Below are 23604 nucleotides of genomic sequence, written 5' to 3'. Positions count from 1 at the left end.
TCCAAATGCGCGCGCACCTTCCCCTGTTTTTTGCCACTTTCCTGCTGAGCGCTTGCGGCGGCGGTGGCAGCACGCCGTCGACCCTGACGACTGCTCCCGCCACGCCCACCACACCATCGGCAATTGACCTGACCAAGCTGCCGCTCGGCGACGGCAGGGTCAGCACCACGGCCGCCAGGGTGGGCTATGTGTTTGCCTGCACGCTCCCCACCAGCAGCAACCCGGCTGGCAAAGCACCGTGGATCAACGCCGACGGTGTGACCTGGAATGCGACTGCCAAAATCACGGTGCAAGGCGCCGTGACCTGGGCGTCGACCTTCGCCACCAATCTGGCCAACGGCATGCTGAGCATCAGCGGCAATGGCCTGCCAGCCCACCCGACCGGCACGTTCCCGGTCAGCGCCGCTGACCCGGCCTACGCGTACGACAAGAACCCGAACGCGATCCAGGCCGCATCGGTCGCCTGGGGCTTGCCCGGTAATCCCGTGGTGGCGGTCAAGCCGACCTGCACCGACCTTGGCGCGATCGGGATTTTGCTGACCGGAGCGCGCTTGTACAACGCGCTCGACGCCGACGGCCGCGACGCTGCTGCGCATGAGGTGCAGGATGCCTGTGGCGGACACCCGCAGGGCCAGGGCGCTTATCACTACCACGACCTGGCGCGCTGCATGACCCAGGTGGACACGGCGGGTAGCCATTCACCGCTGGTCGGCTATATCGCCGACGGATTCGGCATTTACGGCAATTTGGGGGAGCAGGGCAAAGCGCTCACCAATGCCGATCTGGATGCCTGCCACGGCCATACTCACGCCCTCACCATCAATGGCGCCACGGTGACGCAGTACCACTATCACACCACCAAAGAGTATCCGTACACGATTGGTTGTTACGCCGGTACGCCGGTGCGGATTCGCTAACGGGAGGCGCCATGAACTGCAAGGTCAAGTCCACTGCGGCCCGAGTATTTGCCGTCAGCGGTGCGCTGGTGGCGCTGCTTGGCGCGATGATCCTCGTTTCCGATCACGGCAAACGCGAATCCGCCATGGCGCACGAGCAGTTACCTTATTATGCAAGCCCAGACCTGTGGCCACGGTGGGACTGGCTCTCGCGTCAGCACGATGTGGGCGAGTTCGTCATGCTCGACCAGCAGGGCAAACAGTTTGACCAGTCTGTCCTTGACCAGGGGCCGACCGTGGTCAGTTTTTTCTTCACTGCGTGCGTGACGGTGTGTCCGATTTCGATCGATATGCTCAAGGGCGCCCAGGCACGCATCGCCGCGCAGCCTGGTGGTGTCAAACCGGTGTTCCTGTCGATATCGGTGGCGCCTCAGTTCGATGATCCGGCGGCGCTGCGCAGCTACGCGAAAAGTGTGCAGCTGGCGCCGGAATGGCGTCTGGCGACGGGAGACCCGGCGCAAGTGGTCCGGCTGGCGCAGCGCGGCTTCTACAGCGATATCGCCACGCTTGGCCCGGACGGTCTGCCCAGACATCTGACGCGCGCGCTGTTGATTGACCGGGAACACCGCGTACGTGGCATTTACGATGCCTCGGTCGCTAGCGAGATTTTCCGGCTGCAGCGGGATCTGGCGCGGCTGTAGCGAGATCAAGACAACCTCAACACCACATCGCCCTCGCGAAGGCCGGCTCGCATGGTTGGTTGACATGGAATCGGCCCCCGCCTGCGCGAGGGCGATGTTGTCAAGCATAGTCCTTCAGTTGGTTCAGATAGGTGCGCAGCAGCGCCACCCGGCGCGGGCGAAAACTGGTGCTGGTTGCTTCTGCCGCCAGCAGCCGCTCTATGCGGAACATGCGAAAGTCTTCGCGCAAACAGCACCACGCGAGCAAGACCAGCATGCCCTGCACATACACGATCGACAGGGGAAACACGGCGCGTTCAGTTTGCAGGCCCTGCTTGTCGGTGTAGCGGATTTGTAGGGCCACCTCCTTCCAGCATGCTTCGCGAATCGTTTGCATGTCAAATTGCGGCGTGGTGTCGTCTGAGGCGAAGCGATGCGCCTGCGACACCGCGTGCAGCATCTGTTGCTGACTCATCGAGGGCAACGTCGCCGTCACTTTTCCCAGCACCGAGGCCGCAGCCTTGGCCAGTGCCAGGTCACCCATCTGCTGTACTTGCGCCAGTCCCAGCACCAGCGCTTCAATTTCCATGCGGCTGAACATTTGGGGTGGCAGCGTACCGTCTTCGATGAGATGGTAACCATAGCCACGCTCGCCATCGATCTGCGCACCGGCGGCGCGCAGGCTGTCGATGTCGCGGTATATCGAGCGCAAGGAAACCCCGGTTTCCTGACCCAGCTGGGCGGCCGTGGCTGGCGCGGGCAGGGTACGCAAGGCCTGCAAAAGGCGGAAAAGACGGTCGGAGCGCGACATGGTGCAGCTGACGGAAATTGGCAGTAGGGGTGGCTATAGTAACAGCCGCAATACCCTCAACCCAAAATACGAAAGCCCCTGATGATTGAAATGTTACTGCACCTGAACTGGTTTGCTGTCTTGATTGCCAGCGTTGCTCACTTTGCGCTCGGCGGTGTCTGGTTTGGTCTGCTGTTTGGCAAGCAGTACGCGGCTGCCCTGGGCATCGCCGACCGGCCGCCGCAACAGCCTGCGCCGCTGTTTTTGATCGGTCCCTTTGTTTGCAGCGCCGTCACGATTGCGACGACAGCCTTTTTGCTGCAATCGCTGCATATCGGTACTTACGGCGATGCGATGGTATTGGCCACCCTTGTCGCGATTGGCTATTTAACGCCGATGACGCTCAATATCGCGATCAATCCGCTGTTTCCACGCCCGTTCTACTACGCGCTGATTAACGCGCCGATGTTCTTGATTGGCAGTTTGGTGGCATGCGCGATACTGGTCTGGATGTCCCAGCCATAGCGTCTTACTGGCGCCGGCGGCGACTAGTCACCGATCATCAATGCAACCGGCATGTCGCGTTCGAAATCCACGCCGACAATCGCGTCGTGTTCGTGCTCGGTGCGAAAATAGACCGACCAGTCATCACCTTCGCCAATGAACACGCTGGGCGTATTGAATTGCTGCGCATGCAGTTCGTAGCTTGCGCGTTCCGCTTCGATGAATTCGCTGCATTGCTCAAGGATGATAGGCCAGTGGCCGCAAATCCAGCGGGCGATTTCACCCTGATGCTCGGACACCTCGGGCGAATAAATTTGAATTGCTTCACCATTGAGAACGGCTGGCGTGCATGACCAGAAATCGGCGCCCCTGACGAATTCTCCAACTTCGGTAATGAGCATAATTTTCCTGAAATTGTATTCTGTAGTCGAGATGCGCTATTTTGGCACAACGCGCTTGCTCAGTTCTTTTACCAATTGTGCGAAGCGGTCAAACTTTGCGCGACTCGCCGCCAGCTGGGCTTCGTCGCAATTCATGTGTCCGGGATCGCCACGCCCCTTATTGGCAATGAAGTGATTATCGGGTCCAGCGATGATGGCGTAGTCGACCGGCCCTGGCTTGAACTGCAGTCCGTAAACCGTGCTCGATTCAGTGCCGGCGAATTCACCTGTGAAGTGCTGCAACAGCGGCTGTTTGCTTTGCGGGTAAACCAATTCAAGCCGTCCAGGAACGCCGTAGCGGTACTGTAGCCAGTCGGCGCGGCCGATTCCACCGAAGGTGTGAAGTTCACTGCCGCACAGCGACACGCTTTTGGCGCTGTCCTGAATTTTGCAGCTAAAATAATCTGTCTCGCCCTTTTGACAAAGGCTGGCACCGTGCGACAAGGCCGGCATGGCGGCAAAAGCGAGGGTCAGCAGGATCGCACGCATGCCCGCTTACTTCTGGCGCAACCGCGTCAATTCGGCTGTCAGCCAGGCCGCGCTGCTGACCGCAGGCTTGCCTGGACACTGCATTTCATAGGGCTTGCCGCTCATGCTGCTGGTCGACGCGCCTTTTTCAATGAAGCTCTCGGTCGTGGTCAGCATGTCCTTCTTGTCGAGGTAGTCGAATTTTTTCTGCAGGTGGGCGCGTGCCTCGGCGGCGCTGTACCAGCTGCCATTGCGGCTGAATTTGCATCCCGATTTATCCACCGCCGCCATCAGTTGCGTCACTTCCGTGCGGGTCGCCGCAGGCGTGGCGGCGATTGCGTGGCTGCCGAACAGCAGGGCACCGATCAGTATCCATGCCTTCATGATTTAACCTCGCTTGCGGTCGTGGTGCCACAGCACGTCGCTGCCGCCGGCGTAGCGGTTCAGTACACGCGACAGCACGAACATCAGGTCCGACAACCGGTTCACGTACTGGCGCGGATGGTCGTTGATGGTTTCGGTTTTGCCAAGGGTGACGATGCTGCGTTCGGCGCGGCGGCACACGGTGCGGCAGACGTGGGCAATGGACGCCGCGCGCGAGCCTGCCGGCAGGATAAATTCGGACAAAGCCGGCAAGGTCGCGTTGTATTTTTCCAGCAAATCGTCCAGACGGCCGACATGGTCGTCCGTGATCATCGTGTAACCGGGGATGCAAAGCTCGCCGCCCAGATCGAACAAATCGTGCTGGATGGTGACCAGTTCTTCCCGCAGATCGGCTGGCATGTCCTCGCACAGCAGCAGGCCGACGAAGGAATTGAGCTCGTCCACCTCGCCCAGCGAGTGAATGCGAACGCTGTCCTTTTGCGTGCGGCTGCCGTCGCCCAGACCAGTGCTGCCATTGTCGCCGGTGCGTGTGGCGATTTTAGAAAGTCGGTTACCCATGATTGTGTCCCGTTGCATAAAAGAATAGGCCGAGGATACGACAAAACGCCCGATTCTGCTTACAATCTGGTGATGACTGCACCCCTTTCGATTGATCCGTCCCGCCAGCAGCAAGTTGCCGCCGCCCTGCGTGCGCTGCTGCCCGAAGGCTGCGTGCTGTCCGATGCCGAGGATACCCGCCCTTACGAGTGTGATGGCCTGGCGGCCTACCGGCAGCTACCGATGATTGTCACGCTGCCGCAGGACGAAGCCCAGGTGCTGGCCATTCTGAACACCTGCCGCGCCCTGCAAGTGCCGATTGTGCCGCGCGGCGCCGGTACCGGCTTGTCCGGCGGGGCGCTGCCGCTGGCCGATGGGGTGGTCATTTCGACGGCGCGCTTGAACCGCATCGTGCGCATGGAACCCTATGCACGCCTGGCTGTGGTGCAGCCAGGGGTGCGCAATCTGGCCATTTCCGACGCGGCGGCCGAGTGGGGTTTGTACTATGCCCCGGATCCTTCGTCGCAGATTGCCTGCACCATCGGCGGCAATGTGGCCGAAAACTCGGGTGGTGTGCACTGTCTCAAATATGGCCTGACCATCCACAACGTGATGCGCGTACGCGTGGCCACCATCGACGGCGACATTATTGAGCTTGGTGGCGAATCGCTGGATGCGCCCGGGCTGGATCTACTGGCCGTGTTTATCGGCTCCGAAGGCATGCTTGGCATCGTCACCGAGGTCACGGTCAAGCTCATTCCCAAGCCGCAGTGCGCGCGTGTGATCATGGCGTCGTTCGACAGCGTGGTCACGGGTGGCAATGCCGTGGCCAGCGTGATTGGCGCGGGCATCATCCCGGCTGGCCTGGAAATGATGGACCGCACCTCGTCAAGCATGGTCGAGCCCTTCGTCAACGCCGGTTATGACACCGACGCTGCGGCAATTCTGCTGTGCGAGGCGGACGGCACGCAGCTGGAGGTGGACGAGGAGATAGCACGCATGTCCGCCGTACTGGCTGGCGCTGGCGCGAGCGCGATCAGCGTGTCCGGTAGCGAAGCGGAGCGCCTGCGCTTCTGGTCCGGCCGCAAGAACGCGTTTCCGGCAGCGGGACGCATCTCGCCCGACTACTACTGCATGGACGGCACCATCCCACGCAAAAATCTGGCCCAGGTCCTGCTGGGTATCGAGCGCATGGAAAGCACTTACGGCCTGCGCTGCGCGAACGTGTTCCATGCCGGCGACGGCAACCTGCATCCCTTGATTCTGTTCGATGCCAACCAGCCGGGCGAATTTGAACGCGCCGAAGCATTCGGTGCCGACATTCTGGCGCTGTGCGTGGAAGTGGGGGGCACCATCACCGGTGAGCACGGCGTGGGCATCGAGAAAATCAATTCCATGTGCGTGCAGTTCGGACGGGCGGAACTGGACATGTTCTTTGCCGTGAAACGCGCCTTCGATGTGCCCTTCCTGCTCAACCCCGACAAGGCCATTCCCACCCTGAACCGCTGCGCCGAATTCGGCAAGATGCGCGTCAGTGCGGGCCTGCTGCCGTTTGCCAACCTGCCGCGATTCTGACATGAGCGAACATCTATACGCCCCATTGCGCGATCAGATTCTGAGCGCGGCCGCCAATGGTGGCACGCTGCGCCTGCGCGGCAGCGGCAGCAAGGATTGGTATGGCCAGCAGCTTGCGGGCGACATTCTCGACACGCGCGCTTGTACTGGCATCGTTGATTACGAGCCAACGGAACTGGTCATCACCGCGCGCTGCGGGACCCCGATTGCCGAAATTGAAGCCGCACTGGCCGAACGGGGCCAGATGCTGGCATTCGAGCCGCCGCATTTTGGTGCGGGGGCCACTTTTGGCGGCGTGCTGGCAAGTGGACTGTCAGGCCCGCGCCGCGCCAGTGCTGGTGCAGTGCGCGACTTCGTGCTCGGCACGGTGCTGATGGATGGCCGGGGCGAGGTGCTCACCTTTGGCGGCCAGGTCATGAAGAACGTGGCTGGCTATGACGTATCGTGCCTGCTGGCCGGCTCGCTCGGCACACTGGGCTTGCTGCTGCAGGCGTCGGTCAAGGTGCTGCCGCGCGCGGTGCGCGAAAGCACGCGCCGCTTTGCCATGAGCGAAATCGACGCGCTGGACCGGCTCAATACCTGGGCCGGCCAGCCCTTGCCGATAACGGCCAGCTGCTGGCATGACGGTGTGCTGACGGTGCGGCTGTCTGGCGCCGGCGCGGCGGTGGATGCAGCCGACCGGCTGCTTGGCGGCGAGACAGTGGACGATGGCGATGCATTCTGGCGCGGCCTGCGCGAACAGGAGCATGCTTTTTTTGCCGATGCGGCATGCCTGTGGCGCTTGTCGGTGCCGTCTTCAACGGGGGCCATTATTCTGCGGGGCGAGCAATTGATCGAGTGGGGTGGCGCGCAACGCTGGCTCAAGGCCGGCTCGGACAGCGATGTCGCCAACAACATTCGGCGCTCGGTCAATGCGGTCGGCGGGCATGCAACGCTGTTCCGCGGCGGTGACAAGGCGGTCGGTGTGTTCCAGCCGCTGGCGCCGGCAGTGGCAAAAATCCATGACCGGATCAAGGCGGCATTCGATCCGGCCGGCGTGTTCAGTCCAGGACGGATGTACTGATATGCAAACCACACTGGCCGATTTCATCAAAGGTACGGCCGACGGCGACGAAGCCGAAGCGATCCTGCGCGCCTGCGTGCATTGCGGTTTCTGCACCGCGACCTGTCCGACCTATCAGATTCTTGGCGACGAACTCGACGGGCCACGCGGGCGCATTTACCTGATCAAGCAGGTGCTTGAGGGCGCGCCTGTCACGCAAAAGACCCAAACGCATCTGGACCGTTGCCTGACTTGCCGCAGCTGCGAAACCACCTGTCCTTCGGGTGTGAAGTACGGGCGCCTGGCGGACATCGGCCGCAAGGTGGTCGAACAGCGGGTGGCGCGGCCGCTGGCAGATCGCATCAAGCGCGCCGTGCTGAAGGAAGCCTTGCCGCGCAAGTGGGTCTTCACGCCGCTGTACAAGGCGGGCAAACTGGTGCGGCCCTTGCTGTCGCCGGCGCTGCAGGACAAGCTGCCGGCCACGCCGGCAGCCGGTACCTGGCCGCGCCGCGCGCATGCGCGCAAGATGCTGGTTCTGGAGGGCTGCGTGCAGCCAGCCATGGCGCCCAATATCAACGCGGCGGCAGCGCGGGTACTCGATGCCTGTGGCGTGCAATTGCTCAGTGCCCCCAAAGCGGGATGCTGTGGCGCGCTGCGCTACCACCTGAACGATCAGGAGGGCGGCTTGCACGACATGCGCCGCAACATCGACGCCTGGTGGCCGCTGATTGAACAGGTAGAGGCAATTGTGATGACAGCTTCCGGCTGCGGCGTGACCGTCAAGGAGTATGGCCATCTGCTGGCCCACGATGCGGCTTATGCGGCCAAGGCGCAGCGCATTTCCGCGCTCACGCGCGACCTGAGCGAAGTGCTGCCGCAGTTCGAAGCCGAACTGGCCGCAAGACTTGGGGGAAAGCTGAAACAGCGAGTGGCCTGGCATCCGCCATGCACCTTGCAGCATGGTCAGCAGATTCGAGGCAAGGTGGAAGGTTTGCTGCGCGCCGTCGGCGTGGATGTGAAGCTATGCGCCGACAGTCATTTGTGTTGCGGATCGGCGGGCACCTATTCGATGCTGCAACCCGAACTTGCTACTGAGCTCAGAGACCGCAAGCTGAACAACCTGCTTGCCACTGGGCCTGAAGTGATCGTGTCAGCCAATATCGGCTGCCTGAACCACCTTCAATCGGGGACGGAGGTCCCGGTCGCACACTGGATCGAACTGATCGACCAGGCGCTGTCCTGATTACGAACCCAGACGTGCTTTTTCTGCTGCGGTCAGGCGCTTGGCGCTAACGACGACGGTTGGCATTTTGGCTTCAACGCTCACTTGTGCGGCTGGCTTGGCAACTGGTACAACGTCGGCAGTGGCGTAGGTGGCGAAAGCGGCAACGGCGAAGGCTGCAACGAAGACGGCTTCCATGTTCTTCAAGATATTCATATAAGTCCCTTTCATGTTTGGTATGGATACATTATGGGGGTGGGGGACTTATAAGGCCAATTTCAAGTTCTGATGTTCAACATTCAGAAAAGTAATATCTGCCGGTGGACGGCGTATACGCGGTATACGCTTTGTGAATGCGACGCGGACGAATTTACAAAATAATATATTACTTGCCTAAAACCAACATCGTCCTCGCGGAGGCGGGGACCTATTCCACGTTGCCGAAGTTGTTCAGCGTGCTATGGGTCGCGAGGCGTCGCACCGCCGCCTTCGCGAGGACGATGTTGGAGTCTACTCCGCCAGCAGCTTCTCGATATCGCCCACCATCTCGGCGGGCGTGGTCGACGGCGCGTAGCGCTTGTACACGCTGCCATCCTTTTTGATCAGGAACTTGGTGAAGTTCCACTTGATCATTTCAATCCCCATCAGCCCCGGCTTTTCCTTCTTCAGATGTTGAAACAGCGGGTGCGCGCCGCTGCCATTCACATCGACCTTGGAAAACAGCGGGAAGGTGACGCCGAAGTTCTTTTCGCAGAAGGCGCCAATCTCCGCTTCGCCTTCCGGTTCCTGACCGGCGAACTGGTTGCACGGAAAGCCCAACACCACCGCGCCCTGGTCCTTGAACTGCTGATAGACCTGCTCCAGCCCCTTGTACTGCGGGGTGAAGCCGCATTTGCTGGCCGTGTTCACGACCAGAACAACCTTGCCCTTGTACTGGGCCAGGTCGACCGGCGCGCCGGTGATGTCGTTTGCCTTGAAGTCGAAGGCGCTCGTCATACGATGCCCAGGTGCTCGGTACCGGCGGCCAGATCGCGGTTCTTCGCGTCCTTGCCCTTGAGTTTGATCGACAGTCGCAAGTCATTGACCGAGTCGGCATTACGCAGCGCGTCTTCGTAGGTGATCATGTCCGCTTCGTGCAGGTCGAACAGCGCCTGGTCGAAGGTTTGCATGCCCAGCTCGCGCGACTTCTTCATGATCTCTTTGATCTCGTGCACATCGCCCTTGAAAATCAGGTCGGAAATGAGCGGGGAGTTGAGCATGATTTCAATCGCAACGCAACGGCCCTTCGATTCCTTCATCGGAATCAGGCGCTGCGAAATCAGGCCTTTCAAGTTCAGCGACAAGTCCATCAGCAGCTGCTGACGGCGCTCTTCGGGGAAGAAGTTGATGATCCGGTCCAGCGCCTGGTTGGAGCTGTTGGCGTGCAGGGTGGCCAGGCACAGGTGACCGGTTTCTGCGAACGCAATTGCGTGGTCCATGGTTTCGCGGTCGCGAATCTCACCGATCTGAATCACGTCTGGTGCCTGACGCAGCGAGTTTTTCAGCGCCGCTTCAAACGATTCGGTGTCGACCCCAACTTCGCGCTGCGTGATCACGCAATTGCGGTGCGGGTGCACGTATTCGACTGGATCTTCAATGGTGATGATGTGGCCGTAGCTGTTTTCGTTGCGGTAGCCAACCATGGCAGCCAGTGTGGTCGATTTACCCGAACCGGTTGCACCGACCATGATCACCAGACCGCGCTTGGTCATCACGATATCCTTGAGGATCTCGGGCAGGCGCAGGTCTTCCAGCTTTGGAATGGTGGTGGTGATCGTCCGCAGTACCATGCCTACACTGCTCATCTGCACGAAGGCCGAGACGCGGAAGCGTCCCAGGTCGCCCGGGCTGATGGCGAAGTTCGATTCTTTGGTCAGTTCGAAGCCGGCGGTCTGTTTGTCGTTCATGATCGCGCGCGCCAGATCGGCGGTGTGCGACGCCGTCAGGGCTTGGCTCGATACGGGCGTCATTTTGCCGTCGATCTTGATCGCGGGCGGGAAACCTGCCGTGATAAACAGGTCGGAGCCGCCTTTGCTGGTCATCAGACGCAGCAAGTCGAACATGAATTTTGATGCCTGGTCGCGTTCCATTTTTCTTTGATCCTAAAAATTAGCCTGGGAAGTTCTCTGGGATCTTCGCAGCGTTGCGCGCGGCGGCGGCGGAAATGACGTTGCGGCGTACCAGGTCGGTCAGGTTCTGGTCCAGCGTCTGCATGCCGACATTGCTGCCGGTCTGGATCGACGAATACATCTGCGCGATCTTTGCTTCGCGAATCAGATTTCGAATCGCCGGCGTGCCAATCATGATCTCGTGCGCAGCCACACGGCCGCTGCCATCCTTGGTCTTGAGCAGGGTCTGGGAAATGACGGCCTGCAGCGATTCGGACAACATCGCGCGCACCATTTCTTTTTCATCGGCCGGGAACACGTCGACGATACGGTCGATGGTTTTTGCAGCGGAGGAGGTGTGCAGGGTACCGAACACCAAGTGACCGGTTTCCGCGGCCGACAGAGCCAGGCGGATCGTTTCCAGATCGCGCAGCTCGCCCACCAGAATACAGTCGGGATCTTCGCGCAGTGCCGAACGCAGTGCGTTGTTGAACGACAGCGTATGCGGACCGACTTCGCGCTGGTTGATCAGGCACTTCTTGGAATCGTGGACGAATTCGATCGGGTCTTCGATGGTCAGAATGTGGCCGTATTCGTTTTCATTGAGGTGGTTCACCATCGCTGCCAGCGTGGTCGACTTGCCCGAACCGGTCGGACCCGTCACCAGCACCAGGCCGCGCGGCTTCATCGACAGCTCGGCAAAAATGCGCGGTGCGTTCAGGTCTTCCAGACTCAGAATCTTCGATGGAATGGTCCGCAGCACGGCGGCCGCGCCGCGCTCCTGGTTAAAGGCGTTGACGCGGAAACGCGCCAGACCGGGAATGGCGAACGAAAAGTCGACTTCCAGCACTTCTTCATAGGCTTTGCGCTGGCCGTCGTTCATGATGTCATAGATCATGCCGTGCACGTCTTTGTGCTCGAGCGGCGGCAGGTTAATGCGGCGCACGTCTCCATGCACGCGAATCATCGGCGGCAGGCCGGATGAGAGGTGCAAGTCAGAAGCTTTGTTCTTGACCGAGAATGCGAGTAATTCTGAAATGTCCATTTATAATCCCTGTGCCGTGAATGGGCGCATGCTGATGGTGTGCGTTTTTCGCAATGACCGACCATGAATTGCCCGCCGAAAATGATTATGTCCACAATCGTCCACAACTTGCAAGCTGTCGATGCGAGTATTGTTGCCGCCGCCAGCGCTGCGGGACGTGCCCGCGCCGATGTGCAGTTGCTGGCCGTGTCGAAAACTTTCCCTGCCGAGGCCGTTCTGGAAGCCATTGGCGCGGGCCAAACCGCGTTTGGCGAGAATTATTTGCAGGAAGCGCTCGATAAAATTGCTGCCGTCGGCACCGCTTTGCCTGGCCGCGCCATCGAGTGGCATTTCATTGGCCCCATACAGAGCAACAAGACACGCCCGATTGCCACCCATTTCGATTGGGTGCACACGGTGGAGCGCCTCAAAATTGCGCAGCGCCTGTCCGAGCAACGGCCTGACAATCTGGGGCCGCTGAACATTTGTCTTCAGGTTAACATCAGTGGTGAAGCTAGCAAGAGTGGTGTCACAGAAGCAGAATTACCTGAATTGGCGCGGCATGTGGCACAGCTACCACGGTTGCGGCTGCGCGGGCTGATGGCCATCCCGGAACCGGAAACCGCCGTTCACCGTCAGCGGGCGGCCTTTGCGCGCTTGCGCAAGCTGGCGGAAGCGCTGCGCGCCGATGGTATCGCGATCGATACGCTGTCGATGGGGATGTCCTCGGACCTGGCAGCGGCCATCGCGGAAGGCGCGACCATCGTGCGGATCGGCAGCGCCATTTTTGGTTCACGCAAATATGAATGAACAAGGGAGCGGGATGAGAATTGCATTTATCGGCGGCGGGAATATGGCCTCGGCATTGATCGCAGGCCTGGCGGGCAAACTGACCAAGGGTGAGCTGATTCACGTGGTGGATCCGAATGCCGACGCGCTCGGCAAGCTCCAGGCCGCGCACGGCGTGACCACGGCAACGGCGATTGGCCCGGAGCTGGGCGCGAGCGACGTGATCGTGCTTGCGGTCAAGCCGCAGCAAATGCGCGATGTCGCGGCGGCGCTGTCTCCTTACCTGAGTGCGCAGCCCTTGATCTTGTCAATTGCGGCAGGCATTCGCGGTACGGACCTGTCGCGCTGGCTGGGCGGCTATGGCGCCATCGTGCGCACCATGCCGAACACACCTGCGCTGATCGGGCGCGGCATTACCGGCATGGTGGCGATGGCGGGCGTCAGTGCGCCCCAGCGCATCGCGGCCGACCAGGTGATGCAAGCCGTGGGCGCCACGGTGTGGCTCGACAGCGAAGACCTGATTGATCCGGTCACGGCGGTGTCCGGCAGCGGCCCCGCTTACGTGTTCTTCTTCATCGAAGCCATGCAGCAGGCTGCCGTTGAGATGGGGTTGACCGAAGAGCAGGGCAGGCAGCTGGCGCTGGCAACCTTTGCCGGTGCGGCACAACTGGCGGTGCAGTCGGATGACACGGTACCGGTGCTGCGCCAGAAAGTGACGTCGAAAGGCGGCACGACGTACGCGGCCATTACCAGCATGGAGCAGAGTGGCGTGAAGGAAAAAATCATCGAAGCGATGAAAGCCGCCGCAGCCCGCGGACGCGAGCTGGGCGAAGAGATGGGCAAGGATTAAGCCTATCCAATACATCGTCCTCGCGAAGGCGGCGGTGCGACGCCTCGCGACCTATAGCACGTTCCCGAAGTCGTTCAGCGTGCTATAGGTCCCCGCCTTCGCGAGGACGAGGTGCGGTTTGTTTAAACGTGCTGGCTTGGATCAATCTGCCGGCTGCGCACGATCTCCATCACGCTCCTGGCCATCTTAAACAACGACAAACCGGTGGCCAGCAACGGCATGGCACGCGATGGTTTGACCACCACCATCCCCAGCACCACGCCCGCAATCATCAGCGGCACCTTCAAATTGGGCATGCTGGCAATGCCGCGCAGGCCGCCTTGCATGGGCGAGCGCAGCGCCGCAATCTGATGCGACACCTCGCTGCGCTGCATGGAGCATTCAGCGATCAGTGCGTCACGCCGTTCAGTCAGGGTCGGGTACACGATTTGCTCAGTCATTGCCGCCCCCCGCATTACGAATGAAATTGAGATCCTTGTTCAACTCGGCCGCCGTTGCTGCCAGCAAGCGCGGCTTGGTGGCAATACTTGCCTTGAGCTGGAACATGACCCATGTCCCGGCCGCAGCAAACGCCGCCGCCAGGCCCACGGCCGCTTCGAGCCGGTAGGTATCCCAGAACACCAGAACGATGGTCAGCGCCACCAGCACCATGGCAATGCCGAACAGGATCATCGACAGCAGCGCCAGCACAAAGTAGCCGAGCAGGCGCTGCGATTCTTCCTCGATTTCGACCGCGGCCAGCGCCAGGCGCGTCTGCACCATGGCAACCAGGGTTCCGCCGATGCGTCCTACCGTTTCCGCGATCGCCATGGCGGCTTATTTCCGTGCGATCAGCATGCCGATGACCAGACCGGCGGCGGCGCCGATGCCCACTGCTTTCCATGGGTTCTCGTGCACGTATTCGTCGGTGGCCTTGGCCGCTTCCTTGGTCTTGGCGACCACGGTTTCTTCCAGGCGGATCAGGTCAGCCTTGGCGCTGGACAGGGTGCGCTCGAATTTGGCTTTGGCCGCTTGCAATTCTTCGCCCGTCAGGTGGCTGCCGTTGCGCAACCACGCTTCGGCGTCCTGGATCACGGATTTCAGATCGCTCATCAGTTGATCGCGTGCGCCTGGTTTGGTTGGGATGGATTCGATCATTTTTATTACCTCACGAGTGAAAGGCACGGCTGCAAACGACACAGCGCGTGCAATAAGGACAACATTATCCGAAGGCGTAGTCTAACGCGACACCGGCAAAAAGGGCCGCACCCAACCAATTGTTGTGGCGAAATGCATAAAAACAGCGCATCCGGTCGCGTTCGCGGATCAAAGTGTAGTGGTAGAGCGCAATGGCAGCGGCCACGGCCACGCCCGCGACAAAGTACCAGCGCAAGCCAACTTGCCAGCCGCACAGCAAGATGATGGCCAGGGCCGCGCCGTAGCAGAACATCACGGCAGCCACGTCGAAGCGGCCGAAGGTAATGGCGGAGGTGCGGATGCCGATTTTGAGGTCGTCGTCGCGGTCGACCATGGCGTACTCGGTATCGTAGGCAACTGCCCAGAATACATTGGCCAGCAGCAGCCACCAGGCCAGTGCCGGTACCTCGTTCCACAGCGCGGCAAATGCCATGGGAATGCCAAAACCGAAAGCAATACCCAGATACGCCTGCGGAATGGCAAAAAAGCGCTTGAAGTAAGGGTAGGTGCCGGCAATGATCACGGCCGCGACCGACATTTGCTTGGTCAGCGTATTCAAGGGCAGGATCAGCAGGAAAGCCAGGATCGCCAGCACGGCGGCCACGGCCACCGCTTCCCAGCCCTTGATGCGGCCGCTGGTGATAGGGCGTTCGGCCGTGCGCTTGACGTGTTTGTCGATATCGCGGTCGGCATAGTCATTGATGGCGCAGCCTGCCGAGCGCATCAGCACAGTGCCCAGCGTGAAAATGGCGACCACCCACAGATTGGGCCGGCCGGCGCCAGCGATCCAGAGCGCAATCAATGTCGGCCATAGCAACAGCAGGATGCCAATGGGTTTATCGAGGCGGACCAGGCGGAAATACAGGGACAGCTTGTTCATTGCGGCATCAGGCGGCTTCTTCCAGCGCGAGCATATTGACACCAGGCAGGTCGCAGGCAGCCACGGCAGCGCAGATCGCATCGATCGCGGCGCGCCGCGTGAAGCTCTTGCGCCACACGATCACGACGCGGCGCGACGGCACCGGCGCTTCGAACGGCACAAAGGCCAGCATGCTGTTCTTGGCCGCCATGTCGGGCACGGATGCGCGCGGCAGCACAGTCAGGCCGATGCCGCTGGCGACCATGTGGCGTATCGTTTCCAGCGACGACCCTTCGAAGGTGCGCTGCATGCCGTTGCCAGGCGTTGAGAAGCGCGCCATTTCAGGGCAGACTTCCAGCACCTGGTCGCGGAAGCAGTGGCCGTTGCCAAGCAACAGCATGGTTTCGGATTTGAGGTCCTGGGCCGAGACCGACTTGCGCTTGGCCCAGGGATGGTTTTGCGGTGTGGCGACGACGAAGGGTTCGTCGTACAAGGTTTGCATCGACATGCCGTGTTCGGGCAGGGGCAGGGCCATGATGGCCGCGTCCAGCTCGCCCTGGCGCAGCAGTTCCAGTAAACGCACGGTGAAATTTTCTTGCAGAATCAGGGGCATCTGCGGCACTTGCTCGATCAAGTTCTTGACCAGTGGCGGCAGCAGGTAAGGCCCGATGGTGTAGATGACCCCCAGACGCAGCGGACCGGCCAGCGGGTCCTTGTTCTGTTTGGCCAGCTCCTTGATGGCCGCTGTCTGTTCCAGCACCCTTTCGGCTTGCGCAATGATTTGCGCGCCGAGCGGCGTGACCGAAATTTCGGCACCGCCGCGCTCAAACAACACGACGCCGAGCTCATCTTCCAGTTTTTTGATGGCTACCGACAGGGTCGGCTGGGCCACGTAACACGCTTCAGCGGCATGCCCGAAATGTTTCGCACGCGCTACGGCAACGATATATTTCAGTTCGGTCAGGGTCATAGAGAGCTAGGAACGGATGATTGCGGGAGCAAGCCCGTGCGGCTGGCGCGACACAGAGTTGCTAATCAGTCAGCAAAGAAATTATATTCTACCCGGAATGCTCTCGATATAATTGGAGCACGGCGGATTTCCGCTAAGCACATTCTATTGAAAGGCGCGCATGTCCACCACCTTTGGCCCGGCAGAAGCCCAGGCTTACATCCATAAATTACTCACTGTCATGCACCAGCAAGGTGGGTCGGACTTGTTTATTTCAGCGGATTTCCCGCCCAGCATGAAGCATCAGGGCGCGATGAAACCGATGAGCCAGCAAAAACTGTCGCCCGACGTGACGCGCGCATTGGCGCTGTCGATCATGAACACGAAGCAGACGCGCGAGTTCGAGACGGAAATGGAATGCAATTTTGCTATTTCGCTGCCGAATGTGTGCCGTTTCCGCGTCAACGTGTTTGTGCAGCAGCAGTCGGTGGGCATGGTGGTGCGGACCATCGCGTCGGAAATTCCGACCTTTGAAAAGCTCGATCTGCCGGACATTCTGAAAGAAGTCATCATGACCAAGCGCGGTCTGGTGCTGGTGGTTGGTGGTACCGGTTCCGGCAAGTCGACCACGCTGGCGGCCATGATCGACTACCGCAACGCCAATTCGGCTGGCCACATCATCACGGTGGAAGATCCGGTTGAATATGTGCACAAGAACAAGAGCTGCCTGATCACGCACCGCGAAGTCGGCGTCGATACCTTGTCGTGGCACCATGCGCTGAAGAACACCTTGCGCCAAGCGCCGGACGTGATTCTGATTGGCGAGATCCGCGATACTGAAACCATGGAACACGCGATCGCGTTTGCCGAGACCGGGCACCTGTGCCTGGGCACGCTGCACGCGAACAACTCGAACCAGACCATGGACCGCATCATCAACTTCTTCCCCGAAGAGCGGCGCAATCAGTTGCTGATGGATTTGTCGTCGAACCTGCGTGCGATTGTGTCGCAGCGCCTGGTGCGGACCGAAGACGGCAAGGGCCGCAAGGCAGCCATTGAAATTCTGCTGAACACGCCGACTATTGCCGAGATGATCTTGAAAGGCAACTTCCAGGGCATCAAGGAAATCATGCACAAGTCGCGCGAGCTTGGCATGTGCACGTTTGACCAGGCCTTGTACGAGCTGTATAACAAAGGGCAGATCGGCTATGACGAGGCGATCCGCAACGCCGACTCGGCCAACGGCCTGCGCCTGCAGATCAAGCTGCGTGGCGACCGCAAGGAGCCGGGCATGGAAAACAAGGCGCGCACGGCGGACGACCTGTCGATGGAAGTCGAAGAGGAGCCGGAAGACGAGTAATACGGAGGGGCGATGGACTTGCGCGTGCAGGAGCTGGAGGCGGCAATCAATTTCTGGCGCGACCTGCGACCGGCACGCGGCAACGAGTTTGCGCTGTCGCCTGAAGTCAATGCATTGGCGACTGTGTATGCGTTGATGATTTTCAGGGGGCAGCTGGTGGTGAATATTGCCACGCTTGACCCGGAAATTCGCCGCCTGCTCGGACCTATTCCAAACTCGCCTCTGCTTTCCCCAACAAATAGTTTTTGAATATACATTCATGCCCGACTTCGAACAAAAAATCTGTACCCGCGCCGAACTGCAGGAGCGCGTTGCCGCGCTACCCAAACCGGTCGTGTTGACCAACGGCGTTTTCGATATCCTGCATCGCGGACATGTGACTTATCTGGCGCAGGCGCGCGCCCTGGGCGCCTCGCTGGTGGTGGCTGCCAATACCGACGCGTCCGTCAAGCGCTTGGGGAAGGGTGATGACCGCCCTTTGAATGCGGCGCCTGATCGTATGGCCGTGCTGGCCGCGCTGGAATCAGTGAGTCTGGTGGTGGAGTTTGATGAAGATACGGCGCTGGAAGTCGTACTCGAAGCGCGCCCCGAGATTTACGCGAAGGGCGGCGATTATGATATGACGGCCATTCCAGAGGGACAGGCGGTCATTGCGTATGGTGGTCAAGCGGTGGCCATTGATTTCAAACACGATCGCTCGACCACGAAATTGCTGGGGAAAATTCGCGCGTGATTCGTGCATAGGACCGCACGTAGAAAATACTGCTGATTAACATCGCCCTCGGCCTCGGCGGCCCCCTTGGCGGGGGCCTATAGCACTTGTCCGAATTCGGCACAGTGCTATAGGCCCCCGCCTCCGCGAGGGCGATGTAGCGGCTGTTCGGGGCTACGCTTGCATCCAGGCCGCATGTGCATCGACCAGCCCGGCGCCCGTCGCGCCATCGACGCCCGGGCCCGCTTTGAGGCCCACACCCTCCGGATCGCTGGCCGGATTGGCCGCGCCTTCGCGCACGTCCACCGCCGTGCGTGTCAGCAAGGCCTTCACCTCGGCAGGTGTCAGCTTGGGGTTCTTTTGCAACAGCAGCGCACACACGGCGGCAATCTGCGGCGCCGAGGCAGAGGTGCCGCTGAACACCGCCCAGCCATCGCCAGCAGTGGTGCCGTCATGGGCGGCGTTGCTGATGTCGATGTCGCCGCCGGCAGGCACCGGCAGCATGATGTAGTCGCCAAACGGCAGCAGACCCACCAGGCCACACACATCGGGCACATGGCGCCCGGAATAAATGGTGCTGGTAAACGCCGAAGCATAATCGGAGGCACGCATGGCGCCGTCTTCGCCAACAAAGGCCCCACCCACGCTGATTACTTCCGGCATCGACGCCGGGAATGCGTAGTGGCCATTTCCTGCTGCGAACACGACCACGATGCCAGCAGCAATGGCCGCCTGGATTTCCGCTTCCAGCGGCTTCAGGCCATTCGGCAATTCGCGCAGTTCGCCGCCGCCATCGAGTTCGCGCAAGTCGTAGCACATGCTGACCGTGATGACGTGCGGCTTGTGCTTGAGCGCTTCCTGGAAGCCTTCCAGAATGCTGGCGCCGCCATGTGGATCGGCATCGTCACCGAGCTTCACCCCAATGAACGTGACCTTGGGCGCGACCGCAAACACATTGGCCGATTCCCCCGTGCCATGGCTGCCAGGGTCGGTGGCGCGGTTCGACGCCGACGGTGCCAGCACCACCGACGAGGTGAAACCGTTGCGCACAAAGAAGGGATGGGCGTGGTCAAAGCCGGTGTCGATCATGGCGATGCGGATGCCTTCGCCATTGTGCCGCTCGCGGTGAATCGGCGGCACGTTCAGCTTGGCCGGCACATCATTGAGCACGTCGAGATGGAAGTAATCGACTTCCGGCGGGCGCGCGCTGATCAGCGGATCGGACAGGTAGATGTGCGGCCACTGGATGTAAGCGTCGTCGATCAGCTGGAACAGGACCGGGTCGGGGTTCCAGTCTGCGCCTTCGGGGGGGTAATACACGCAGGGGCTCGAATAGCACAGTGATTTGTCCAGCGCAATGGTAGTCAGGCGGGTGCCGAACACGCGTTCGAACTGGGCCACAGTGCCGCGGATCGAAACCGTCATGCGGCCTTTGCCGGAGACCACAAAACCGTGGCGGCGCAAGGCTTCAATCGCCGTTTCCATTTCACCCGGCTCGGGCTCGAAACTGACAATGCTGCTGGACGACAGGCGTGCCGGAAACTTGGTCGGACCGGTACGGGTCCGACCCTTGAACGTGACGGCGATGCGCAAAATGGCGTCGGCCGGGGCAGCGGCGCCAGGCGGCGGAAAACTCTGGCTGAGCTTATAGGGCTGCATTCTTGCCTTTCAATGGGTCAGTGGTCGCGCAGTGCTGCGGCGCGGTGGTAATGAGGCTGATCTGGCCGGCCACGGACGCCGGCACAGGCAGCGCCGACAGGTCGGGCGTCGGCCCGAACAGGTGGGCGAAGGCGTCAGGGGTGATCTGGGCCGAGACAGTGGCGCGGCCGCTGCCGGTTACCTGCAAGCCAACTGCTTCCAATGCAGCCTGCAAACCAGCATCGATGGCGGGATCGGTACCGGGGTGACGCAGCAGAAGTTGGAGCTTGATCATGGCGGCAAAGGAGGCTGGGCTCGGTTGCTACGATAATAAAGCCTGGCGGAAAATTCCGCATGAACACAGCAATCGTGCACGCCACACATGCAGCGTGCATGGTTTGCCGTTCAGTTTAGCGGCGCGTGCCGTGCCGTTTTGGCACCACGTGCAGTTGATGGCGCACGGCGCTGCCGTTGCCGAAAATGCCTTCAAAGATGGCGCAGATCGCGCTGATGCGGTTTTCCTTGCCGGCCGGCGTGACTGCTTCGGCCGCCTGGCGGAAGGCCAGCATGCCGATCCGGTAGCCGAGCGCCCGGTAGCTCTCGAACTGGGTTTCATCGAACCACTGGTCGCCCGTGGTCTGATGCGGGAAATCCTTGTTGCTCTTGCGGTAGTTGAGCACGTCAGCCGGTTCGCTGCCCAGCAAGGAAGGCTTAATGTAGAGCAGGGTGCCGTCCACGACTTTGTCGTTCGGATCGGCGCCGGGGGCCAGCTTGTCGGTCTGGCTGTAGCGGATCTTGCCGGTGGCGTAATGCGCAGTGCTGAAGTCACCCGCCTTGATCAGGTCGACTTTGCTGACGTCGATGTCGATCTGGATGTTCAGGTCGGTAGCGCATTTGCGGATGGCATTGCCCAGATCATCAAAATGCAGGTTGCCGTCGGCGCCCGCGTCAACCACCACGATCAGGCGGCAGCGCCGCCGCACCAGCTCGTAGATGCCCAGGTTTTCGAAATGGCCGCCGTCGGACAAGCTCAGGTAGTGCGCGCGCGAATCGCTCAGGCCAAACATTTCCGACAGCAGCGGGGCCATGCCAAAGTCAGGCGAGCGCTTCTTCCAGTTGTGCCAGAGCGGATTGGCAAACCAGCGGCCCAGGCGGACGTTAAACAAGGTCAGCAAGAAAGCCAGCGCGGGTGACGAGTGATAGCCCATGTTCGGGCTTACGGCAGCGCCCGACACTGCCATTGCCATGCCCAGCTTGATGCCGCCATCGTCGTCGCCCGCCACACTGCCGGCGGTATCGTAATCGCAAGTGCGGCGGTAACAGCCGCGTGCCGCTTCGCCGGGTGCAGTACGCCCGCTCGGAGTTGGCATGGCGGGCAGTTCAAAGCCGCAGAAGGCTGGGGTAAAGGCAAAGCCGCTGGCGCGCCTGGTCTGCCAGGCAAGTTCGGTGCCGCTGACCATATTCAGCGTGGTGTTGATGATGTGGAAGGGGCGCTGCATCTGGCCGGCGCGGTTGGCCAGCAGTTGCGACAGCAGCACATCATCATCTTCATCAAAGCCGGTAAAGGGGTGCGCGGTGCGGCCCTTGTTGTGGGCGCCCAGGAAGGCGCGGGTCAGGCGGTTGCGGTACATCATGTACAGCGAAAACTTGTTGATGTCGACCCGGCGCGCCAGCAGGAAGCCGCCAATCAGGAGCACGGTCAGGGTGCCGACGGTGATGTGGGCGGGAATGAAATCGGAGTTGGCGTAATACGCGTCCAGAATGCCGCTCTCGATTGGGCGGTTGGTTGTTGGGCTCAGGGCCAGTGTGGCGCGGAACGAAGCGGCTGACACCAGGGCCATCAGGCCGGCTGCAAACACGGCCGGCGCCATGCCTGCAATGAAGCTGAAATACGGTTTTCTGTCATCCTTGCCGGTACTGTCGCCGCGCCCCAGCAGCAGACCGGCAATGGTGGCGCCGACCCAGGTGCTGGCCATGATCTTGCTGCCCCAGCCGCCGGCGCTGGCCATCAGATAATCGATCAGCGGCGGACCGTACAAGCTCATCACGCACAGGCCCAGCCAGGCCAGCGACAGGATAATGGTCCAGGCGCCCTGGCGCGCCCACCATTCGCGGCTGGCTTCGGAGTACATGCGGCCGACCAGGCCGATGCATAAAATCATGGTAACGCCAAACAGCGACAGCACAATGGGCATGCCCAGCGCCACCAGGTGCACCGGCATGCCGCTGGCAAATTCGGCATCGTCGAACAGAGCCAGGCGGTAGGTGCCTTTCAGCGTGGCCAGCAACAGCAGCGTGCCAATGGCGTAGGCCGCGGCGGCGCAGCCGAAATGGCCGGGCCATTCGCGCCGCGCCGCGCTCCAGTCCACGGCGCGCCAGGAACCGGCGTTCAAGGCTTGGGCGCCGCTCCAGCCACAGGCCCAGGCAAAGAAATACAGCGTGCCGGGGAAGAACAGCCAGAATGGATGCAGAGAATCGAAGGTGCCCAGGTGCGCCCAGATCGGCAGCAAGCTGTCTTTGCCGTACCAGATGGCAATGCTGCCGGCAAAGCCAGCCACCATCAGGGGCAGTACGACAAAGGTGATCACATTGGTCTGGCTCTGCCCGCGCAACCAGTCGCGCGCGCCCTTGCTGGGCTTGACGGAAATGCTGAGCGCAATGCAGAACACGGCCCACAGGGCGGCCGCCCAGCCCAGCACGGCAAACTGGGTCTTGAAGCCCGGCCCCAGCCAGGCCACCAGCGCCACCAGCAGGCGCGGCACCATCATGGCCACGGCCAGCAGCGCCACCAGCATGGTCAGGTTGAGCATGGTGTTGCGCACATAGATCGACAGCATGGACCAGGTGTCGGCGCTGAAAAATCCTGTTTTGGGCGTGAGGAAGTTGCTGTGCTGGCGCAGGAAGGTGATCTGCGCTGCTTCGTGCACTGCGCCCGGGGTTTCGGGCTTGGGCGCGAGCTTGCTCTCGACCATGGCGATATCGTTCTCTTTGTTCAGCCAGCGTGACAGCCAGGACCCGATGTAGCCTCCGCCCGACACGGTGGACAGATAATCGAAGTCGCGCAGCAGACGGTTGGCAGCCAGCGCCTGCAGGATGCCCAGGTTGAAGGTGGCGCTGCGGATGCCGCCGCCGGAAAAAGCCAGCCCGGCCAGCTCGGCGCGGTGGGCGGCACTGATCACGCCCGCTTCATCGGCCGGGCGCACGCCGGCAGGCGGCTTGCGCAGCTTGATGCCGTCCAGTTCGAACTGCCAGACCTCGTTCTGGACGCTGCCGGCGACGGCGTCGAGCGCGCGCCAGACCTGCTCGTCATAGTCTGGCTCGTCTTCGTGGTATTTGCAGAACTCGGCGTTGAACAGGCTGAGGGTGCGGCGCAGCAGCGGGCTGTCGCCGCAGGTGGTCGGCCCGGCCAGAAATTGGGCGATGTCATCCGGCAGCGGCCGGCTGAACTGTTCGGCAATGCTGGCCAGCTTGCGCTGGATGTCGGCGGCCTGGCTGCTGGTGTAGGCGGCTGTCATGGCAATCCTTCCTGCGTATTGATCAAAATCATGGGCATAAGGGCAAG

At 61.1% G+C, this 23604-nt stretch carries 28 protein-coding genes; 11 read left to right on the top strand and 17 right to left on the bottom strand.

Translation table 11 applies throughout. The annotated features are described in order from the left end of the window. Positions 1-5: 5 nt before the first annotated feature. Positions 6-917: a YHYH protein gene (locus tag BUC24_RS18385; RefSeq protein WP_083598988.1), complete on the top strand. Its 912-nt coding sequence runs from the start codon at positions 6-8 to the stop codon at positions 915-917. 11 nt (positions 918-928) lie between these two features. Then, a complete protein-coding gene (locus tag BUC24_RS18380) occupies positions 929-1597 on the top strand; it encodes an SCO family protein (RefSeq protein ID WP_073219471.1) in 669 nt (222 codons plus the stop codon). 100 nt (positions 1598-1697) lie between these two features. Here the strand turns inward: BUC24_RS18380 and BUC24_RS18375 are convergent, their stop codons facing one another. Then, complete coding sequence (locus BUC24_RS18375) at positions 1698-2387, bottom strand: helix-turn-helix transcriptional regulator (RefSeq protein WP_073219468.1); 690 nt, start codon at positions 2385-2387, stop codon at positions 1698-1700. A 120-nt stretch (positions 2388-2507) separates the two neighbouring features. Between BUC24_RS18375 and BUC24_RS18370 the strand changes: the two genes are divergently transcribed. Then, a complete protein-coding gene (locus BUC24_RS18370) occupies positions 2508-2891 on the top strand; it encodes a DUF1761 domain-containing protein (protein WP_178372566.1) in 384 nt (127 codons plus the stop codon). Positions 2892-2914: 23 nt separating this feature from the next. Here BUC24_RS18370 and BUC24_RS18365 read toward each other — a convergent pair whose 3' ends face one another. Genes BUC24_RS18365 through BUC24_RS18350 form a run of 4 tightly spaced genes read right to left on the bottom strand, consistent with a single transcriptional unit; the run spans position 2915 to position 4720 of the window. Further along, positions 2915-3271, bottom strand: a complete 357-nt coding sequence (locus tag BUC24_RS18365) for a hypothetical protein (RefSeq protein WP_073219462.1) — start codon at positions 3269-3271, stop codon at positions 2915-2917. 36 nt (positions 3272-3307) lie between these two features. Next, the gene (locus tag BUC24_RS18360) at positions 3308-3799 is read right to left on the bottom strand and encodes a hypothetical protein (protein WP_073219459.1); all 492 of its coding nucleotides are present in this window, start codon (positions 3797-3799) and stop codon (positions 3308-3310) included. 6 nt (positions 3800-3805) lie between these two features. Next, positions 3806-4162, bottom strand: coding sequence for a YfeK family protein (locus tag BUC24_RS18355; protein ID WP_073219456.1), 357 nt, complete (start codon positions 4160-4162; stop codon positions 3806-3808). A gap of 3 nt (positions 4163-4165) precedes the next feature. Then, positions 4166-4720 carry a cob(I)yrinic acid a,c-diamide adenosyltransferase gene (locus BUC24_RS18350; protein WP_073219453.1) on the bottom strand — a complete coding sequence of 185 codons (555 nt, stop codon included), beginning with the start codon at positions 4718-4720 and terminating at the stop codon, positions 4166-4168. A 72-nt stretch (positions 4721-4792) separates the two neighbouring features. Here BUC24_RS18350 and BUC24_RS18345 point away from each other — a divergent pair, with 72 nt between their 5' ends. Genes BUC24_RS18345 through glcF form a run of 3 tightly spaced genes read left to right on the top strand, consistent with a single transcriptional unit; the run spans position 4793 to position 8559 of the window. Further along, positions 4793-6274: an FAD-linked oxidase C-terminal domain-containing protein gene (locus BUC24_RS18345; RefSeq protein WP_073219451.1), complete on the top strand. Its 1482-nt coding sequence runs from the start codon at positions 4793-4795 to the stop codon at positions 6272-6274. Position 6275: 1 nt separating this feature from the next. Further along, positions 6276-7337 carry a glycolate oxidase subunit GlcE gene (glcE, locus tag BUC24_RS18340; RefSeq protein ID WP_073219448.1) on the top strand — a complete coding sequence of 354 codons (1062 nt, stop codon included), beginning with the start codon at positions 6276-6278 and terminating at the stop codon, positions 7335-7337. A gap of 1 nt (position 7338) precedes the next feature. After that, positions 7339-8559, top strand: coding sequence for a glycolate oxidase subunit GlcF (gene glcF, locus BUC24_RS18335; RefSeq protein WP_073219444.1), 1221 nt, complete (start codon positions 7339-7341; stop codon positions 8557-8559). On the opposite strand, the gene BUC24_RS18330 is transcribed toward glcF, so the two are convergent. The 4 genes from BUC24_RS18330 to BUC24_RS18315 all read right to left on the bottom strand — a co-directional run bounded on the left by BUC24_RS18330 (position 8560) and on the right by BUC24_RS18315 (position 11730). Then, complete coding sequence (locus BUC24_RS18330) at positions 8560-8754, bottom strand: hypothetical protein (RefSeq protein ID WP_073219442.1); 195 nt, start codon at positions 8752-8754, stop codon at positions 8560-8562. A 294-nt stretch (positions 8755-9048) separates the two neighbouring features. After that, positions 9049-9534: a glutathione peroxidase gene (locus BUC24_RS18325; protein ID WP_073219440.1), complete on the bottom strand. Its 486-nt coding sequence runs from the start codon at positions 9532-9534 to the stop codon at positions 9049-9051. After that, complete coding sequence (locus tag BUC24_RS18320; protein ID WP_073219437.1) at positions 9531-10667, bottom strand: PilT/PilU family type 4a pilus ATPase; 1137 nt, start codon at positions 10665-10667, stop codon at positions 9531-9533. The genes BUC24_RS18325 and BUC24_RS18320 overlap by 4 nt, the downstream gene beginning before the upstream one ends. 19 nt (positions 10668-10686) lie before the next feature. Then, positions 10687-11730 (bottom strand): type IV pilus twitching motility protein PilT, encoded by a 1044-nt coding sequence (locus tag BUC24_RS18315; protein ID WP_073219434.1) that lies wholly within the window; start codon positions 11728-11730, stop codon positions 10687-10689. Between the two features lie 87 nt (positions 11731-11817). Here BUC24_RS18315 and BUC24_RS18310 point away from each other — a divergent pair, with 87 nt between their 5' ends. Both BUC24_RS18310 and proC read left to right on the top strand, forming a co-directional pair. Next, positions 11818-12519 (top strand): YggS family pyridoxal phosphate-dependent enzyme, encoded by a 702-nt coding sequence (locus tag BUC24_RS18310; RefSeq protein WP_073220336.1) that lies wholly within the window; start codon positions 11818-11820, stop codon positions 12517-12519. 13 nt (positions 12520-12532) lie between these two features. Then, positions 12533-13348: a pyrroline-5-carboxylate reductase gene (gene proC, locus BUC24_RS18305; RefSeq protein WP_073219431.1), complete on the top strand. Its 816-nt coding sequence runs from the start codon at positions 12533-12535 to the stop codon at positions 13346-13348. A 122-nt stretch (positions 13349-13470) separates the two neighbouring features. Here the strand turns inward: proC and BUC24_RS18300 are convergent, their stop codons facing one another. The 5 genes from BUC24_RS18300 to BUC24_RS18280 form a co-directional block, all read right to left on the bottom strand. Further along, on the bottom strand, positions 13471-13788 hold the full coding sequence (locus tag BUC24_RS18300; protein WP_073219428.1) for a hypothetical protein: 318 nt from the start codon (positions 13786-13788) through the stop codon (positions 13471-13473). After that, positions 13781-14158 (bottom strand): phage holin family protein, encoded by a 378-nt coding sequence (locus BUC24_RS18295; RefSeq protein ID WP_073219426.1) that lies wholly within the window; start codon positions 14156-14158, stop codon positions 13781-13783. The genes BUC24_RS18300 and BUC24_RS18295 overlap by 8 nt, the downstream gene beginning before the upstream one ends. Before the next feature lie 6 nt (positions 14159-14164). Beyond that, a complete protein-coding gene (locus BUC24_RS18290; RefSeq protein ID WP_083598987.1) occupies positions 14165-14485 on the bottom strand; it encodes an ElaB/YgaM/YqjD family protein in 321 nt (106 codons plus the stop codon). A 64-nt stretch (positions 14486-14549) separates the two neighbouring features. Next, on the bottom strand, positions 14550-15404 hold the full coding sequence (gene ubiA / locus BUC24_RS18285; protein ID WP_073219422.1) for a 4-hydroxybenzoate octaprenyltransferase: 855 nt from the start codon (positions 15402-15404) through the stop codon (positions 14550-14552). 7 nt (positions 15405-15411) lie between these two features. Then, positions 15412-16353: a hydrogen peroxide-inducible genes activator gene (locus BUC24_RS18280; protein WP_073219419.1), complete on the bottom strand. Its 942-nt coding sequence runs from the start codon at positions 16351-16353 to the stop codon at positions 15412-15414. Between the two features lie 160 nt (positions 16354-16513). On the opposite strand from BUC24_RS18280, the gene BUC24_RS18275 reads away from it, so the two are divergent. From BUC24_RS18275 to BUC24_RS18265, 3 genes are read left to right on the top strand one after another with little or no spacing between them, the layout of a single operon-like run. Then, a complete protein-coding gene (locus tag BUC24_RS18275) occupies positions 16514-17692 on the top strand; it encodes a PilT/PilU family type 4a pilus ATPase (RefSeq protein ID WP_073219416.1) in 1179 nt (392 codons plus the stop codon). 12 nt (positions 17693-17704) lie between these two features. Beyond that, complete coding sequence (locus BUC24_RS18270; protein ID WP_073219413.1) at positions 17705-17941, top strand: DUF3717 domain-containing protein; 237 nt, start codon at positions 17705-17707, stop codon at positions 17939-17941. A gap of 10 nt (positions 17942-17951) precedes the next feature. Beyond that, on the top strand, positions 17952-18425 hold the full coding sequence (locus tag BUC24_RS18265; protein ID WP_073219410.1) for an adenylyltransferase/cytidyltransferase family protein: 474 nt from the start codon (positions 17952-17954) through the stop codon (positions 18423-18425). A gap of 153 nt (positions 18426-18578) precedes the next feature. Here the strand turns inward: BUC24_RS18265 and BUC24_RS18260 are convergent, their stop codons facing one another. From BUC24_RS18260 to BUC24_RS27005, 3 genes are all read right to left on the bottom strand, one after another. Then, on the bottom strand, positions 18579-20063 hold the full coding sequence (locus BUC24_RS18260) for a S8 family serine peptidase (protein WP_073219407.1): 1485 nt from the start codon (positions 20061-20063) through the stop codon (positions 18579-18581). Further along, the gene (locus BUC24_RS18255) at positions 20050-20337 is read right to left on the bottom strand and encodes a hypothetical protein (protein WP_073219404.1); all 288 of its coding nucleotides are present in this window, start codon (positions 20335-20337) and stop codon (positions 20050-20052) included. Before BUC24_RS18255 ends, BUC24_RS18260 begins: the two co-directional genes overlap by 14 nt. A 115-nt stretch (positions 20338-20452) precedes the next feature. Further along, entirely contained in the window at positions 20453-23557 is a 3105-nt protein-coding gene (locus tag BUC24_RS27005) for a patatin-like phospholipase family protein (RefSeq protein ID WP_073219401.1), read from the bottom strand. Positions 23558-23604 lie beyond the last annotated feature (47 nt).

Origin of the sequence: Massilia sp. CF038 (genome assembly GCF_900129765.1) — a bacterium.
Taxonomy (GTDB): Bacteria; Pseudomonadota; Gammaproteobacteria; order Burkholderiales; family Burkholderiaceae_D; genus Telluria_A.
This window is presented reverse-complemented; position numbering and strand designations above follow the sequence as displayed.